General features: G+C 73.5%; 13 protein-coding genes. All 13 read left to right on the forward strand.

Features of this window, described 5'->3' with window-relative positions; genetic code table 11:
• Positions 1–8 precede the first annotated feature (8 nt).
• The 13 genes from ACZ470_RS24915 (at position 9) to ACZ470_RS24975 (ending at position 15,333) form a co-directional block, all read left to right on the forward strand.
• The gene (locus tag ACZ470_RS24915; RefSeq protein WP_468430550.1) at positions 9–524 is read left to right on the forward strand and encodes a MarR family winged helix-turn-helix transcriptional regulator; all 516 of its coding nucleotides are present in this window, start codon (positions 9–11) and stop codon (positions 522–524) included.
• 93 nt (positions 525–617) lie between these two features.
• The gene (locus tag ACZ470_RS24920; protein WP_468430552.1) at positions 618–1,028 is read left to right on the forward strand and encodes a hypothetical protein; all 411 of its coding nucleotides are present in this window, start codon (positions 618–620) and stop codon (positions 1,026–1,028) included.
• A 64-nt stretch (positions 1,029–1,092) separates the two neighbouring features.
• Complete coding sequence (locus tag ACZ470_RS24925; RefSeq protein ID WP_468430554.1) at positions 1,093–2,358, forward strand: glycosyltransferase family 4 protein; 1,266 nt, start codon at positions 1,093–1,095, stop codon at positions 2,356–2,358.
• A complete protein-coding gene (locus ACZ470_RS24930; RefSeq protein ID WP_468430556.1) occupies positions 2,355–3,152 on the forward strand; it encodes a transferase in 798 nt (265 codons plus the stop codon). The genes ACZ470_RS24925 and ACZ470_RS24930 overlap by 4 nt, the downstream gene beginning before the upstream one ends.
• Positions 3,153–3,284: 132 nt before the next feature.
• A complete protein-coding gene (locus ACZ470_RS24935; RefSeq protein ID WP_468430558.1) occupies positions 3,285–4,406 on the forward strand; it encodes a LacI family DNA-binding transcriptional regulator in 1,122 nt (373 codons plus the stop codon).
• A 61-nt stretch (positions 4,407–4,467) separates the two neighbouring features.
• Positions 4,468–6,066, forward strand: coding sequence for an FAD-dependent oxidoreductase (locus ACZ470_RS24940; protein WP_468430560.1), 1,599 nt, complete (start codon positions 4,468–4,470; stop codon positions 6,064–6,066).
• Between the two features lie 100 nt (positions 6,067–6,166).
• The gene (locus tag ACZ470_RS24945; RefSeq protein ID WP_468430562.1) at positions 6,167–8,296 is read left to right on the forward strand and encodes a hydantoinase/oxoprolinase family protein; all 2,130 of its coding nucleotides are present in this window, start codon (positions 6,167–6,169) and stop codon (positions 8,294–8,296) included.
• The gene (locus ACZ470_RS24950; RefSeq protein ID WP_468430564.1) at positions 8,293–8,880 is read left to right on the forward strand and encodes a hypothetical protein; all 588 of its coding nucleotides are present in this window, start codon (positions 8,293–8,295) and stop codon (positions 8,878–8,880) included. Before ACZ470_RS24945 ends, ACZ470_RS24950 begins: the two co-directional genes overlap by 4 nt.
• A gap of 3 nt (positions 8,881–8,883) precedes the next feature.
• Complete coding sequence (locus tag ACZ470_RS24955; RefSeq protein ID WP_468430566.1) at positions 8,884–10,164, forward strand: TRAP transporter large permease; 1,281 nt, start codon at positions 8,884–8,886, stop codon at positions 10,162–10,164.
• Between the two features lie 29 nt (positions 10,165–10,193).
• On the forward strand, positions 10,194–11,192 hold the full coding sequence (locus ACZ470_RS24960; RefSeq protein WP_468430568.1) for a twin-arginine translocation signal domain-containing protein: 999 nt from the start codon (positions 10,194–10,196) through the stop codon (positions 11,190–11,192).
• 118 nt (positions 11,193–11,310) lie between these two features.
• On the forward strand, positions 11,311–12,666 hold the full coding sequence (locus tag ACZ470_RS24965; RefSeq protein ID WP_468430570.1) for an NAD(P)/FAD-dependent oxidoreductase: 1,356 nt from the start codon (positions 11,311–11,313) through the stop codon (positions 12,664–12,666).
• A 97-nt stretch (positions 12,667–12,763) separates the two neighbouring features.
• Entirely contained in the window at positions 12,764–13,873 is a 1,110-nt protein-coding gene (locus tag ACZ470_RS24970) for a substrate-binding domain-containing protein (protein ID WP_468430572.1), read from the forward strand.
• 119 nt (positions 13,874–13,992) lie between these two features.
• Positions 13,993–15,333 (forward strand): ABC transporter substrate-binding protein, encoded by a 1,341-nt coding sequence (locus tag ACZ470_RS24975; protein ID WP_468430574.1) that lies wholly within the window; start codon positions 13,993–13,995, stop codon positions 15,331–15,333.
• Positions 15,334–15,347 lie beyond the last annotated feature (14 nt).

Consider the following 15,347-nt stretch of genomic DNA (forward strand, 5'->3'; position numbering starts at 1 on the left):
AAGGACACATGCCGGAGGACGAGCCCCCCACCGGGGCCAGGGACGATGTCGAAGCGGTCACCCGCGCGGTGCTGACCGCGTCACGGCTGCTGGTGGCGGTCTCCGCGCGGTCCCTCGCCGCGGTCGAGGACCGGGTGACGCTGCCGCAGTTCCGGATGCTGATGGTGCTCTCCACCCGCGGCGCCACCAAGCTGGTCGTCCTCGCCGATCTGCTCCACGTCGCCCCGTCCACCGCGATGCGCATGGTCGACCGGCTGATCGCGGCCGGCCTCGCCGACCGGCAGACCAACCCGGCCAACCGCAGGGAGACACTGCTGCGGCTCACCGGGGAGGGTCGGCGCACGGTCGAGGACGTCACCGCGCGGCGCCGCGCCGAGATCGCCGCGATCGTCGAGCGGCTGGACCCGCGGCAGCGGGCGGCGCTGGTCGGCGCCCTCACCGCGTTCAACGAGGCCGGCGGCGAACCGCCCGCCGCCGACCCGCAGCCGTACCCGCTCGGATGGGCGGTGGACGGCGGGCCGTGACACGGCACCCGTCAAATGCGCATGTTAAGTTCGCATTTGAAAGGCGATCGCGGACGGGCCGGCCCGTCCACCCATCCGGGACGGTGACACCTCATGACGTCGGACAGTGGAGACACCCCCGGCGACGACGTCCCGCTCCCGCGCGTCCTGTGCGACACGGCCGCCCTGGCCGCCCTCGGCGACGCGTCCGCCGGCGCCCTGTGGCGGCTCGCCGAGTCCGGGCGGCAACTCGACGCCAACGTCGTGCGCATCCCGCCCGGACACCGGGTCGACACCCATCGCGAACCCGACCTCGACGTCCTCCTGCTGGTCCTCGCGGGCGACGGCACCCTCACGGCCCCCGACGGCCCCCACGCCCTCGCCACCGGCACCCTCACCTGGCTCCCGCACGGCTCCACCCGGAGCCTCGCCGCCGGACCCGAGGGCCTGACGTACCTCACGGTGCACCGCCGCCGCCCGGGAATGCGCATCCGGCGCAGGGAAACGGAAGTTCAACACCCGTGATCATCGCGGCCACAAACTGATAACAGCAGACAACTCCCGTACGCCTCAAGCGGTCTAGACCGCTATGAAGATCTCTTTTCTGATCCACAACGCCTATGGGATCGGAGGCACGATCACCACCACGTTCAATCTGGCGGCCGCGCTGGCCGAACGGCACGACGTGGAGATCGTCTCGGTGCTGCGGCACCGCGAGCACCCCAATCTCACTCCGCACCCCGATGTGCGGCTGCGGGCTCTGGTGGATCTGCGGCGGGACAAGGACGACCCCCTGCACGGCAGACCCGCCAAGGTCTTCCCCACCGCCGAGTACCGCCACCACCAGTACAGCGAGCTGACCGACCGGCGGATCGCCGAGTGCCTGGCGGACATCGACGCCGACGCCGTCATCGGCACCCGGCCGGGGCTCAACGTGCACCTCGCCCTCCAGGCCCCCGAGCACGTCGTACGCATCGGCCAGGAACACCTCACCCTGGACAACCACCCGCCCGCGCTGCGCACCGTGCTGCGCCGCGCCTACCGCCGGCTCGACGTGCTCACCACCGTGACCGAGGCCGACGCGGACTCCTACCGGCGCAAGATGCGGTTGCCCGGAGTGCGTGTGGAGGCCCTCCCGAACAGCGTCCCCGACCCCGTGCTGCCCGCCGCCGACGGCAGCGCCAAGGTCGTGGTCGCGGCCGGCCGGCTCGTCCCCGTGAAGCGGTTCGACCTGATCATCGAGGCGTTCGCCCGCGTCGTCGCCGAGTTCCCCGACTGGCAGCTGCGCATCTACGGCAAGGGTGAGGAGCAGGACCGGCTGCGTGGGCTGATCGAGCGGCTCGGTCTGTGGAACAACGTGTTCCTCATGGGCGCGGCGACCCCCATGGAGGCCGAGTGGGTCAAGGGCTCCATCGGCGCGGCGGCGTCCAACTTCGAGCCGTTCGGCATGACCCTGGTCGAGGCGATGCGCTGCGGACTGCCCGTGGTGAGCACCGACTGCCCCTACGGGCCCGGCGAGATCATCAAGGACGGCGAGGACGGCCGGCTGGTGCCGGTCGGGGACGGCGCGGCCTTCGGCGCGGCCCTCCTCGACCTGGTCCGCGACGACGAGCGCCGCCGCCGCATGGGCACGGCGGCCGTGGACAACGCGCGCCGGTTCGCCCCGGGCCCGGTCGTGGCCCAGGCGGAACGCCTGCTCCAGGACGCGATCGAGGCCCGAAGCGGCGGACGGCGCGGCACACCGGAACACGGCGGGACGCACCACTCCCTCGTCAGCCGGGGGCACGCAGCCCGCGACCTCGCCCACGCCGCCGCGTCGAACGCGCTGCGCACCGTACGGAAGGGACGCCGATGAACACGGCCCCACGCATCCACTGTTCCCTCGACGCCGATGGCCGGATCACCTTCCGTCTGCGCCCGCCGACCGCCACGCGGCCGCGGCTCGTGCTGGTGCTGCGACCCAAGAAGGGCCGCCCCGAGGAGACCACCCACACCCTCGACCTCGAACCCCACGGCGGCGACGGCGAGTCGCGCGCCGTGCTGGAGCCGCTGCCCCGGCTCGCGGAGGGCCGCTGGGACGCGTACCTGCTGCCCGGCCCCGACGCCGAACGGGAGCGGCTGCGCCCCGGCCTGCGCGACGTGCGCGCGCTCGTCGACGGCGGCCGGCCCGACCGGCCGTCACCGGTGGCCGTCAGGGTGCCGTACACCACCAAGGACGGCTTCCTCGCGATACGGACCTGGCTGCGCACCGCCCACGCGGAGGCCGGCCCCGTCGACATCGCCGACGGGGCGATGACGGTCCGTGCCCGTCTGCACGGCGCCGAACTCTCCCCGGAGGCCGAGGCGGTGCTGCGCCTGCGGGGCACCAGGGACACCCTGCACGGCGTCCCGGTACGGCCCGACCGGGACGGCGGCTTCTCCTTCACCGTCGCCTACGCGGACCTCGTCGCCTCCGACAGCAGGATGTGGGACGTGTTCCTCCGGCCCGCCCCCGGCGCGCCGCTGACCCGGGTCGGCCGCCTTCTGGACGATGTGGCGGACCGCAAGGGGGTGTTCGTGTATCCGCAGGTCACCGTGGGCGGGTCCGCGGTGCGCCCCTATTACACGGTCGACAACGACCTCGCCGTCGAGGTGACCGCCCGCCGCTGACCGGCCCCACCCCTCATCCCCTGACGCAGCGTCAATTGGCGCACAGGCCTTGACGCCGTGCGCCCGCTCCCTCAGATTACTCGTTAATGCGCATTACCTAATGCGTATTAACAGTGGCTGGAAGGAGCAGAGGTGGCCAAGGACGCTGCCGCGGGGCGGGCCAGACCGGGGAGGACCCCGGCCCCGGCGGGACGCCGGTCACGGCCGAGGCAGGCCGAGGTGGCGCAGCTCGCCGGGGTCTCCCAGGCGACGGTGTCGCTGGTGCTGTCGGGCCGGGACAACGCGACCGGCAGGGCGATCTCACAGGAGACCCGCCGCAAGGTGCTGGACGCGGCGCGCAGCCTCGGCTACGTCCCCGACCCGGCGGCGAGCCGGCTGGCGGCGGCCCGCAACAACCTGCTCGGCGTGTTCAGCTTCACCGCGACCTTCCCGACGGACGTCCGGCACTCGTACTACCCGTTCCTGGTGGGCGTCGAGCAGGAGGCCGCCGCCCAGGGCTACGACCTGGTGCTGTTCACCGGGTCGAGCAGCGGGGGAGCGGGCGCCGGGGAGTCCGCCGCGCTGAACCGCGTACGACTGGCCGACGGCTGCCTCTTCCTGGGCCGTCACGCCCCCTCGGAGGAGCTGCGCCGCCTGGTCGCGGACGGGTTCCCCGCCGTCCATCTGGGCCGCCGGGAGGAGCCGGAGGGCCTGGCCTGGGTGGGTGCCGACTACGTCAGCGCCAGCCGGGACGTCGTCACCGCGCTGGCCGGGCTCGGGCACCGGAGGGTGCTGCTGGTCCGCGAGGACGACGACGCCCCCGCCTCCACCGACCGTGAACGCGGCTTCCGCGAGGGGCTGCGGGCGGCGGGACTGCCCGACGGCCCCGGCGCGGTGTGCCGGTCCGCCGACCCCGGCCGGGACATCACGGCCGAGCGGGTGCGCGCCTGGCTCGACGAGGGCATCACCGCCTTCGTGGCCGAGGAGACCGACACCGGCGCCGCCTGGCGGGCGTTGCGCGCCGCCGTGGAGAAGGCCGGAGCGAGCTGCCCCGACGAGGTCTCGCTCGCCCTGCTGGGCAGCCCGCCCCCGGACCTGGCGGCCGAACCCCTGCCGCTGGGCTTCGACATCCCCCGCCCGGAGCTGGGCGCCGAGGCGGTCCGGCTGCTGTCGGCCCTCATCTCGGGCGAACCGGCCGAGAAGAAGCTCGTCACCTGCACCTTCCGGCCGGGACGGACGGCGGGCCCGCCGCCCGCGCGACCGGCCGATGCCTGAACCGACGGCGGGCCGCCCCCAGTTGGCGGCCGGCTCCACCGAACGAACCGCAAGGAGAAGCGTGATACCGGAAGCCGACATCCTCATCGTGGGCGGCGGACTCGGCGGTGTCGCCGCCGCTCTCGCCGCCTGCCGGGCGGGGCGCAGCGTCCTGCTGACCGAGGAGACGGACTGGATCGGCGGCCAGCTCACCAGCCAGGCCGTCCCGCCCGACGAGCACCCGTGGGTCGAGCAGTTCGGCACCACCGCGAGCTACCGCCGACTGCGCGAGGGCATCCGCAGCCACTACCGGCAGTGGTACCCGCTGCGCGCCGAGGCCCTCGCGCTCACCGAACTCAACCCGGGCGCGGGCCGGGTGAGCAAGCTCTGCCACGAACCACGGGTCGCCCTCGCGGTGTTGGAGGCCATGCTCGCCCCGCACCGGGCCGCCGGACGCCTCACCGTCCTCACCGAGCACCGGCCGGTGGCCGCCGAGACCGACAACGATGTCGTACGCGCCGTGACCGTGGAGGACCTGCGCGACGGCACCCGCCGCACCCTCACCGGCCGCTATGTCCTGGACGCCACCGAGACCGGCGAACTGCTGCACCTCGCCGGTGTGGAGCACGCCAACGGGGCCGAATCCAGGGCGGAGTTCGACGAACCGCACGCCCCCGAGCACGCCCAGCCGGACAATCAGCAGGGCATCACCGTCTGCTTCGCCCTCTCCCACCACGAGGGCGAGGACCACACCATCGACCGGCCCGCCGACTACGACTTCTGGCGCGCCTACCGCCCCGACTTCTGGCCCGGCCCCCTCCTCGGCTTCGAGGCCCCCGACCCGCGCACCCTCGAACCGGTGCCGCGCACCTTCGTCCCCAACCCGGACCTCGACCCGCTCGCCGTCAGCGCCGACCAGAGCGCCGACGCCGGCGACAAGGAACTCTGGGGCTTCCGCCGCATCCTCGCCCGCAAACTGCACACCGACGGCGCCTTCGACTCCGACATCACCCTCGTCAACTGGCCCCTCAACGACTACTGGCTGAAGCCCTACATCGGCCAGGAGGCCGAAGCGCTCCGCGAGGCACGGCAGTTGTCCCTGTCGGTGCTGTACTGGCTGCAGACCGAGGCCCCCCGCCCCGACGGCGGCACCGGCTTCCCCGGCCTGCGGCTCCGCCCCGACGTGACCGGCACCGCGGACGGCCTCGCCAAGGCGGCGTACGTCCGTGAGTCCCGGCGCATCAAGGCGGTCACCACCGTCACCGAGCACGACGTGGCCATCGACCTGGTCGGCCCCTACGGCGGCACCCGCCACCGGGACTCCGTCGGGGTGGGCGGCTACCGCATCGACCTGCACCCGTCCACCGGCGGCGACACCTACATCGACATCGGCTCGGTCCCCTTCGAGATCCCCCTCGGCGCGCTGCTGCCCCGCCGGGTGCGCAACCTGCTGCCGGCCGGCAAGAACATCGGCACCACCCACATCACCAACGGCTGCTACCGACTGCACCCGGTGGAGTGGAACGTCGGCGAGGTGGCCGGTGCCCTCGCCGCGCACTGCCTCACCGAGAACGTCCAGCCGCACGAGGTGCAGGCCGAGGACAAGCGGTTCGAGGAGTTCGCCGCGCTGCTCGACCGCACCGGCGTACAGCGCCACTGGCCCGACGTACGCGGCTACTGAACTCCCGCGCGGCCCACGGGAGTCGGGCGGGGCAGGTGGAGCTGCCCCGCCCGGTGACCGCCCGCGCGCGGACCGACCCAGCACAAGGAGGTGCCCGGACATGACCACCCACCGCATCCGCGTCGGCATCGACGTGGGCGGAACCTTCACCGACGCCGTGGCGGTCGACGCCACGACACTCGAACTCGTGGGCCAGGTGAAGGTCCCCACGAGCCACCATCACGAGGACGGTGTCGCCCACGGCATCGTCGAGGCGCTCGACCGGCTGCTGAAGCAGACCGGACACGCGCCCGCCGACGTCGCCTTCCTGGCACACGGCACGACCCAGGCTACCAACGCCCTGCTGGAGGGCGACGTCGCCACCGTCGGACTCCTCGGCATCGGCACCGGCTTCTCGGCGGTGCTCACCCGCCGCCTCGCCGCGCTCGACCGGCTCGAACTCACCCCCGGCAAACGGCTCCCCCTGATCTACGAGCACATCGCCGACCCGGACGACGCCCCCGCCGCACGCGCCGCCGTCGACCGGCTGACCGAGGCCGGAGCCCAGGCCCTCGTCGCCACCGAGCCCTTCGCCGTCGACCGGCCCGAGGGCGAACGGGCCGTCGCCGAGGCCGCCCGCGCCTCCGGACTGCCGACGACCGCCGCCCACGAGATCACCTCGCTGTACGGGCTGCACAAGCGCACCCGGACCGCCGTCGTCAACGCGGCGATCCTGCCCCGCATGCTCGCCACCGCCGACCTCGTCGACGCCTCCATCACCAAGGCGGGCGTCACCGCGCCGCTGATGGTGATGCGTTGCGACGGGGGAGTGATGTCCCTGGACGAGATGCGCCGCCGGCCCCTGCTGACGGTGCTGTCCGGACCGGCGGCCGGGGTCGCCGGCGCGCTGATGCGGGAACGCGTCAGCGAGGGCGTCTTCCTGGAGACCGGCGGCACCTCGACCGACATCAGCGTGGTCCGGCGCGGCAAGGTAGCCGTGCGCCACGCCACGATCCTCGGCCGCACCTCCTACCTCAACGCCCTGGACGTGCGCACCGTCGGCGTCGGCGGCGGCTCCATGGTGCGGATCGCGGGCGGACGGATCACCGGCGCCGGCCCGCGCAGCGCCCACATCGCGGGCCTGCCGTACGCCTGCTTCGCCACGCCCGACGAACTGCGCGACGCCACGCTCACCACCGCCCGCCCGCTCCCCGGCGACCCGGACGACTACGCCGTGCTCGACGCGGCCGGCGGCCGCTACGCCCTCACCATGACCTGCGCCGCCAACGCGCTCGGCCGGGTCCCCGAGGGGGACTTCGCACACGCCGACCCGGAGACCGCCCGCACCGCGCTCGCCCCGCTCGCCGCCGCGCTCGGTGTCGACGTCGCCACGGCCGCCGCACGTTTCCTGGACGCCGGAGTCGACCAGGTGAAGTCCGTCGTCGACGGTCTGATCCGCGAGTACCGTCTCGACACCGACACCGCGGTGCTCGTCGGCGGGGGCGGCGGCGCGGCCTCCGTCACCCCGCACCTCGCGGACCGCGTCGGCATGACCGGCCGGATCGCCCGCCACAACGAGGTGATCAGCCCCATCGGCGTGGCCCTGGCCCTGGTCCGGGAACAGGTCGAGCGGATCGTGCCCGGCGCCACCCAGGAGCAGATCCTCGCGGTGCGTGCCGAGGCCGAGGCAGCCGTCGTCGCCCAAGGCGCCGCCCCCGACGGGGTGGAGGTCGAGGTGACGGTGGATCCGCAGACCAACGCGGTGCGCGCCGTCGCCACCGGCGCCACCGAACTGCGCACCCAGGACCGGGCGCACCGCGCCGACGACACCGAACGGCTCCGCCTCGCGGCCACCAGCCTGAAGACCGACCCCGCCAGGGTCGAGGTGCTCGCCGGCACCCCCGCGCACACCGTGTACGGCACCGAGACCCGCCGCCGCTTCCGGCCCGCCCGGCACCCGGTCCGGGTGGTGGACGCCGACGGCGTCGTACGCCACCACGCCCCCGACGCACGGGTGGAGACCACCACCGTGGCCGCCGCCCCCGAGGTCCTGGCCCGCCTCGTCGCCGAGACCACCTCCTACGGCGACGGCGGGGTCCGCGCACCCGCCCTGCGGCTGCTGCTCGGTTCCCGCATCGCCGACCTCTCCGGTGTCCTGGACCCGCAGCCGCTGCTGGCGCTGGCCCGCAGCGAACTGCGCTCCCGGGCGGCGGACGAGCCGGTGGTCGCCGTCCTGGAGGTACGGACATGACCGTCACCGTCCTGGAAGAGGTCGACGACATCGAGTGGGCGGTACGGCTACTGGCCGGCACCCCCACCCACGAGGGCCGGGACCCGGAGCTGCTGCGCCAATGGGCCCGCGCCGCCGACGAGTTCGGCGCCGGCCTCGCGCCCGTGCCCTGCGCGGCCCGGATCGTCGAGCGGGACGACGGCCTCGAACAGGGCCTGCTGGCCCGCTACCTGTCCCGCCCGCCGACCGTCGAGCTGTACACCGACACCCTCGCCCTCGCCGAGGACGTCGTCGACGAGCGCGGCTGGCGCGCCTGGTACCCGCCCGGCTCGGTGCGGGCGGCCGCCCTCGCCCACGAGACCGTGCACGTCCACCTCCACCACGGCCCCGCACGGGCCGGACTCAAACGGGCGCTCGGCCACACCGCCCTGCGCCTCGGGCGCCTCCGCGTGCCCGGCCATGTCGCCGGGGCGGAGGAGATCGCCGCGCACGCCCACGCCCGCACCGTCTGCGGGCTCGGCCGCAGCCCGCTGCTGCTGACCGCCGCGCTCGCCGAAGCGGCCACCGCTCCGGACCGCCCCCGTCCCGCAAGAAGAGAGAACTGACCCATGGGTGTCGTCATCCTCCTCGTCATGGCGGCCGGCGTCGCCGCGATGCTCACCCGCAAGCTGCCCACGGCCTTCGCGCTCGTGCTCCTCGCCGTGGTCATCGCCCTGGTCGCCGGGGCGCCGCTCACCGGCGAGAACAGCGTCCTGGACACCGTCCTCCAGGAGGGCGCGCCCGCGCTCGCCGCCACCATGGTCGCGATCATCCTCGGTTCGTGGCTGGGCAAGCTCCTCGACGAGACCGGCATCGCCGGCACGCTCGTCCGCAAGATCGTGGAGTTCGGCGGCGACCGGCCCACCGTGGTCGCGCTCGGCGTCCTCGGTGTCTCCGCGCTCGTCGGCACGGTGACCGGCTCGGCGCCCGCCGCCATGCTCGCCGGCATCATCGGCATCCCCGCCATGGTCGCCGTCGGTGTGCCGAAGGTGACCGCCGCCGGCACCGTGCTCATGGGCATCGCGGTCGGGGTCCCCTTCGAGCTGCCCGTCTGGCAGTTCTTCTCCACCGCCCTGGACCTGCCGATCCCCACGGTGCGCGGCTTCATGGTGAAGCTGTTCCCGTTCGCCCTGGCCGCCGCCCTCGCCTATGTCGTGATCGAGACCCGGCGGCGCGGCACCGAGCACGCCTGGTCCCTGAAGTCCGTGTCCGCGCGACCGAGTTCGCGCCGCGAACGGCTGGGCGACGCCCCCTGGTACGCACTGCTCGCCCCGGTGGTCCCGCTGGTGCTGGCCCTGGGCTTCGAAGTGGCCATCATCCCCTCCATGCTGGCCGGCGTCCTCTACGCCCTGGTCACCACCACCCGGCCCGGCGCGATGAACAAGCGCCTGCTGCGCACCCTGTACGGCGGATTCGAGGTGGCCGCCCCGCCGCTCGCGCTGTTCGTGGCGATCGGCATCCTGCTCGCCGCCGTCAAACTCCCCGGCGCCGTCGAGGCGCTGGAGCCCCTGATGAAGGCGGTCAGCCCGCACAACCCGGTGCTGTTCGTCCTCGTCTTCACCCTGCTGGTGCCGCTGTGCCTGTACCGGGGTCCGCTCAACGTGTTCGGTCTGGGCGCGGGCATCGCCGGTGTCCTCATCGCCACCGGCATCTACCCGGCCGCCGCCGTCCTCGGCATGGCCACCTCCTACAACCAGGTCTTCGGCGTCGCCGACCCGACCAGCACCCAGACCGTGTGGAGCGCCCAGTACGCGGGCGTGAGTCCGCAGCAGGTCATGCTGCGCACCCTGCCGTACGTGTGGGCCGTCGCCTGCGGCGGCCTGTGCGTCACCGCCTCCCTGTACCTCTGAGACCCTCCCCCTCACCCCTGGAGCTGATCATGCGTGAGCCGCACGTCGACCGCCGGCTGTTCCTGAAGGGCACCGCCGCCACCGGGGCCGCCCTGACCCTGGGCACCGCCGCCGCCCCGACCGCCGCCGCGGCGCCCGGCGGATTCCCCGACTACACCTACGTCCGCACCCTGCTGACCCCGTCCCAGCTCCGCTACAACCCCACCGGGGAGATCATCTTCCCCACGGTGCGCGGGGTGTACGACCGGCTGCGCTCCCCGCTCGGCCGCTACTACCTGTACTACGCCCCGCACGACGCCCCCGGCGGCATCTGCCTCGCCTACGGCGACTCCCTGGAGGGCCCGTTCACCGAGTACCCGGGCAACCCGATCGTCGGCAGGTCCTGGGCCCCGCACTACTCCGTCAGCCATGTCTCCTCGCCGCACGTGATGTGGAACGCCGACGCCAAGGAGATGTGGCTGTACTTCCACGGCGAGAACACCACCACCCGCCTCGCCCGCTCGTCCGACGGCATCCACTTCACCTACGACAAGGTGGTCCTGACCACCGCGATGCTCCCGGCCGGCACCACCGAGAGCTCCTACGCCCGCGTCTTCCGGCACGACCTGCCCTCGCGCGGCGCCCGCTACGTCATGGTCTTCATGCTGAACAACACCACCAACCACCGTGACATCGGCTGGGGCTGGTCCGCCGACGGCCGCACCTGGACGTTCGCCCAGCAGCCGCTGATCCGGCACAGCGACGTCGGCGCGGTCAACGTGGGCGGCCCGCACCTGCTGCACCGGGCAGGCAGCACCTACGTGGTCTACAACAAGGACAAGAGCAGCGGCGGCGACATCATGATCACCGAGGTCGGCAACGACTTCACCCGCCGCAACCACCTCGGCGTCTTCTACAACTCCCGCTCCGCCGCCCCGGAGAACGGCCGCGCGGCGGCGCCCTCCTTCGGCACGGACCGGGGCGTCCCGTACATGGTCTACGAGGCCGGGGACCGGCTGGCCGGCTCCATCGCGGTGGCCCGCGGCTGACCGCCGACGCCGTCTCCAGGCCCCTGTGACCGGCCGCACACGCTCCGGCGGCCCGCGCATGTCACACCCCGGTGCCCTGTCCGGTCGTATCAGTGACGGACGAGGAACAGAGGACACCATGCGAGAGATCCTGATCGTCGGCGGCGGCTACGCGGGCTTCTACACCGCCTGGGGCCTGGAGAAGACGTTGCGCAAGGGCGAGGCGCGGGTCACGGTCGTCGACCCGCGTCCGTACATGACGTACCAGCCGTTCCTGCCGGAGGTCACCGCCGGTTCCGTGGAGGCGCGGCACGCGGCCGTGTCGCTGCGCCGGCATCTGCGCCGCACCCGGATCGTCGCGGGCACCGTGACCGCCATCCGCCACGCCGACCGCACGGTCACCGTGCGGTCGGCGCGCGGCGACGAGTACCAACTGACCTACGACGTCCTGGTGGTCACCGCGGGCGCGGTCACCCGTACGTTCCCCGTGCCGGGACTGGCCCAGCAGGCCATCGGCCTCAAGCACGTCGAGGAGGCGGTCGCCGTCCGGGACCGGCTGCTGACCGCGTTCGACCAGGCGGCCTCCCTGCCCGCCGGGGACCCCGAGCGGGCCGGGCTGCTCACGGTCACCTTCGTGGGCGGCGGCTTCTCCGGGGTCGAGGGCTTCGGCGAACTGCTGTCCCTTGCCGCCGCGCTGCTCCGGCGCTATCCCGAACTGCGCCTGGACGAACTCTCCTTCCATCTGGTCGAGGCACGCGACCGGATCCTGCCCGAGGTGACGGACCGGCCCGGTGCCTGGGTCGTGCGGGAGCTGGAGAGGCGCGGTGCCCGGGTGCACCTGAACACCCGGCTGCTCTCGGCCGTCGACGGTCACGTCGTCCTCTCCAGCGGGGAGGAGTACGACTCCGAACTCGTCGTGTGGACCGCCGGCAACGCGGCCAACCCCGTGGTGCACAACCACACCGACCTGCCGGTCGACGCACGCGGACTGCTGGTCGTGCGGCCCGATCTGCGCGTCGGCACGGACGAGGCCCCGGTGCCGGACGCCTGGGCGGCCGGTGACGACGCGGCCGTGCCCGACCTGGCCTCACCCCGACCGGGCGCCCGGACCGTGCCGAACGCCCAGCACGCGGTGCGGCAGGGCAAGCGGCTGGCGAAGAACCTCGTCGCCGACCTGCGCGGGCGCCGGGTACGCCCGTACCGGCACGGCAGTCTCGGCGTGGTGGCCACGCTGGGGCTGGGCCGTGGGATCTTCGAGTTCCGGGGCATCGTCATCAAGGGCTTCCCGGCCTGGCTGATGCACCGGGGCTACCACGTGCTGGCGGTGCCCACCTGGGAGCGGAAGGTCCGTGTCCTCGCGGTCTGGCTCACCGCCGCCCTCTTCGGCAGGGACCTCGTCTCCCTGGCGTCCGTGCAGCGTCCGCGCGACGCCTTCCTCGCCGGAGCCGCCCCGCGGGCGGCGCGGCAGGACCCGGTCACCGACCGCGCGGCCTGACCGCCGCCGGTCCGCTCCGACCGGCTCCCCCCGCCCGGAACGATCGTTATGATGCCCGTACCGTTCAAACGAACATCCAGGTGCGGGGAGGGGCCTCATGCGGGAGCCGGTCGAGCTCAGGAGGCAGCGGATCCTGGCGGCCGTCGAGTCACGGGGTTCGGCGCGGGTGAGCGACCTCGCCGCCGAACTCCAGGTGTCGGTGGTGACGGTACGGCGGGACGTGGAGGAACTCGCCCAGGAGGGCCGGCTGCGGCGCGGCCACGGCGTCGTCCGCTCCGCCCTCGCCGCCCAGGACCTGCCCACCGCCCCGGCACCGGACGGCGACGCGGTGGCCGTCGTCGTCCCGGAGCGGCACAGCTATCTGTACGAGTCCCTGCACGGCGCCCGCTCGGTGCTCGAGGCGGCCGGCAAGCGGATCGCGCTGCACATCGCGCCCCAGGTGTCCGGCGCCGAGCGGCCGCTGGTCGAGCGGGCCCTCGCCGACGGCGCCGCGGGCCTGCTGCTCGCCCCCCGCTGGCGCACCCGGGCCGACGAGGAGGGCGACTACGGCTGGCTGGCCGCGCTGGACGTGCCCGCGGTGCTGATGGAGCGGCGGCCCCGGCCCGGCAGCGCCCTGCACGCGATGGACTCGGTCTGCTCCGACCACACCCACGGCGTCCATCTCGCGGTGGAGCACCTGGTGGGCCTGGGTCACCGGCGGATCGTGTTCGCCACCCGCGACGACAGTCCCACCGCGCGCACCCTGAGGGCCGCGTGCGCGCGGATCGCGGGCGCGCATCCGCTGGTGGAGGAGTGGGCGTGGACGCTGTGCGCGCCGGAGGCCGGCCAGGACGGGCCGTACACGGCGGAGGAGACGGCGGAGCTGTCCGCGCTGCTGCGCAAGGTCGGGGCGACGGCGGCGGTGCTGCACGGCGACGTGGACGCGCTGATGCTCGTGCAGCAGCTCGCGGACAACGGCGTACGGGTGCCGGAGGACTGCTCGGTCGTGGCGTACGACGACGTGGTGGCCGGGCTCGGGACCACGCCGCTGACGGCCGTCGCCCCGCCCAAGGCCGAGGTCGGACGGGCGGCGGCCGAGCTGCTGCTCCAGCGGCTCGACGCGTCCAGGGGCGGCGGGGGACCGGTGCGGCGGGTCGAACTGCTGCCGGCGCTGAGCGTGCGCGGGTCGACCCGGGCGTACTCGGTCACCGGTTCGTCAACAAAATGAGCGTTTGAACGTTTTATTTTCTTCTGATCGATCTATTGACCGCTTGTTGGTCGAGCGTTGAGGATTCCCGTGTCCCGAACAGCCGTGTCCCCCGACACGCAGGAGCCGCGGGAGGCGCCATGCCCGATCGACACCCCCGTCGATCCGTGCTCGCCGCGATGGCCGCCGTGCCGCTGACAGGAGCCCTCGGCGCCTGTAGCGGAGGCACGGACGACGCATCACGCAGCACGACACGTGCCGGCAAGGCCACGCGCATCACCTTCTGGTCCGCCCTGCGCGGCAGCCAGGAGGTGGTCGACGCCTTCAACCGCACACACGACCGCATCCAGGTCGACTTCCAGCAGATCCCCTCCGGCGGGCAGGGCGGCTACGCCAAACTCAGCAACGCCGCCCGCGCCGGCAACGCCCCCGATGTCGCCACCATCGAGTACCCGCAGGTCCCGGGCTTCGCCATCGACGGCGTCGCCCGCGACATCACCGACCTCGTCGGCGCGGAACTGCGGGCGAAGCTGCTGCCCCAGGCCTTCGGCCTGACCACCTTCCAGGGCCGGGTGTTCAGCGTCCCGCTCGACGTCGAGCCGATGGTCCTGCACTACCGCGCCGACCTCTTCGACCGGTACGGCCTCGAAGTGCCCCGCACCTGGGAGGAGTTCGCCGCCCTCGCACCCGTGGTGCGCCGCAAGGCGCCCGACCGGCGGATCGCGCTGTTCCCCACCGACGGCGCCACCCAGTTCGCCGCCTACTCCTGGCAGGCGGGCGCCCAGTGGTTCGACACCCGTGACGGCGCCTGGAACGTCTCGCTCGCCGACGCGCCCACCCGGCGCGTGGCCGCGTACTGGCAGGACCTCATCGACCGCGACGACGTCTTCATGAACGCCGTCGAGAGCAGACAGTCCGACGCCCAGATCGGCAACGGCCTGGTCCTCACCCGGCTGAGCGGCGCCTGGGACGCCGGCGCGCAGATGAACGCCCGCCCCGGACAGAAGAACCAGTGGCGCATCGCCCCGCTGCCGCAGTGGGACCCCGGCCGCCCCGCCGTCGGCACCCACGGCGGCTCCACCTTCGCCGTCACCAAGGACAGCCGCCACCCCGAGGCCGCGATGGAGTTCATCGCCTGGCAGGTCTCCCACCCCGACGCCCTGCGCGCCCGCCTGTCCAGCGGCACCAGCAGCCAGTACCCGGCGGCCTCCGCCCTCGTCCCGGTCGGCCGGGACGCCTTCGACCGGTCCTACTACGGCGGCCAGGACATCTACACCCTCTTCCAGCAGGAGGCGGAGAAGATCCGCGACGGCTGGGTCTGGGGCCCGCGGATGACCGCCACCGGCGAGGTCATGCAGGACTCCTTCGCACGCGTCAGCGCGGGCCGCGGCTCCCTCATCGACTCGATGCGCACCGCCCAGGACGGCACCATGCCCGACCTCAGGGCCCTCGGCCTGTCCACCACCCAGCACAGCACCTGAGCCGCCCGAAAGGC

This window comes from Streptomyces sp. NPDC031111, assembly GCF_055570675.1.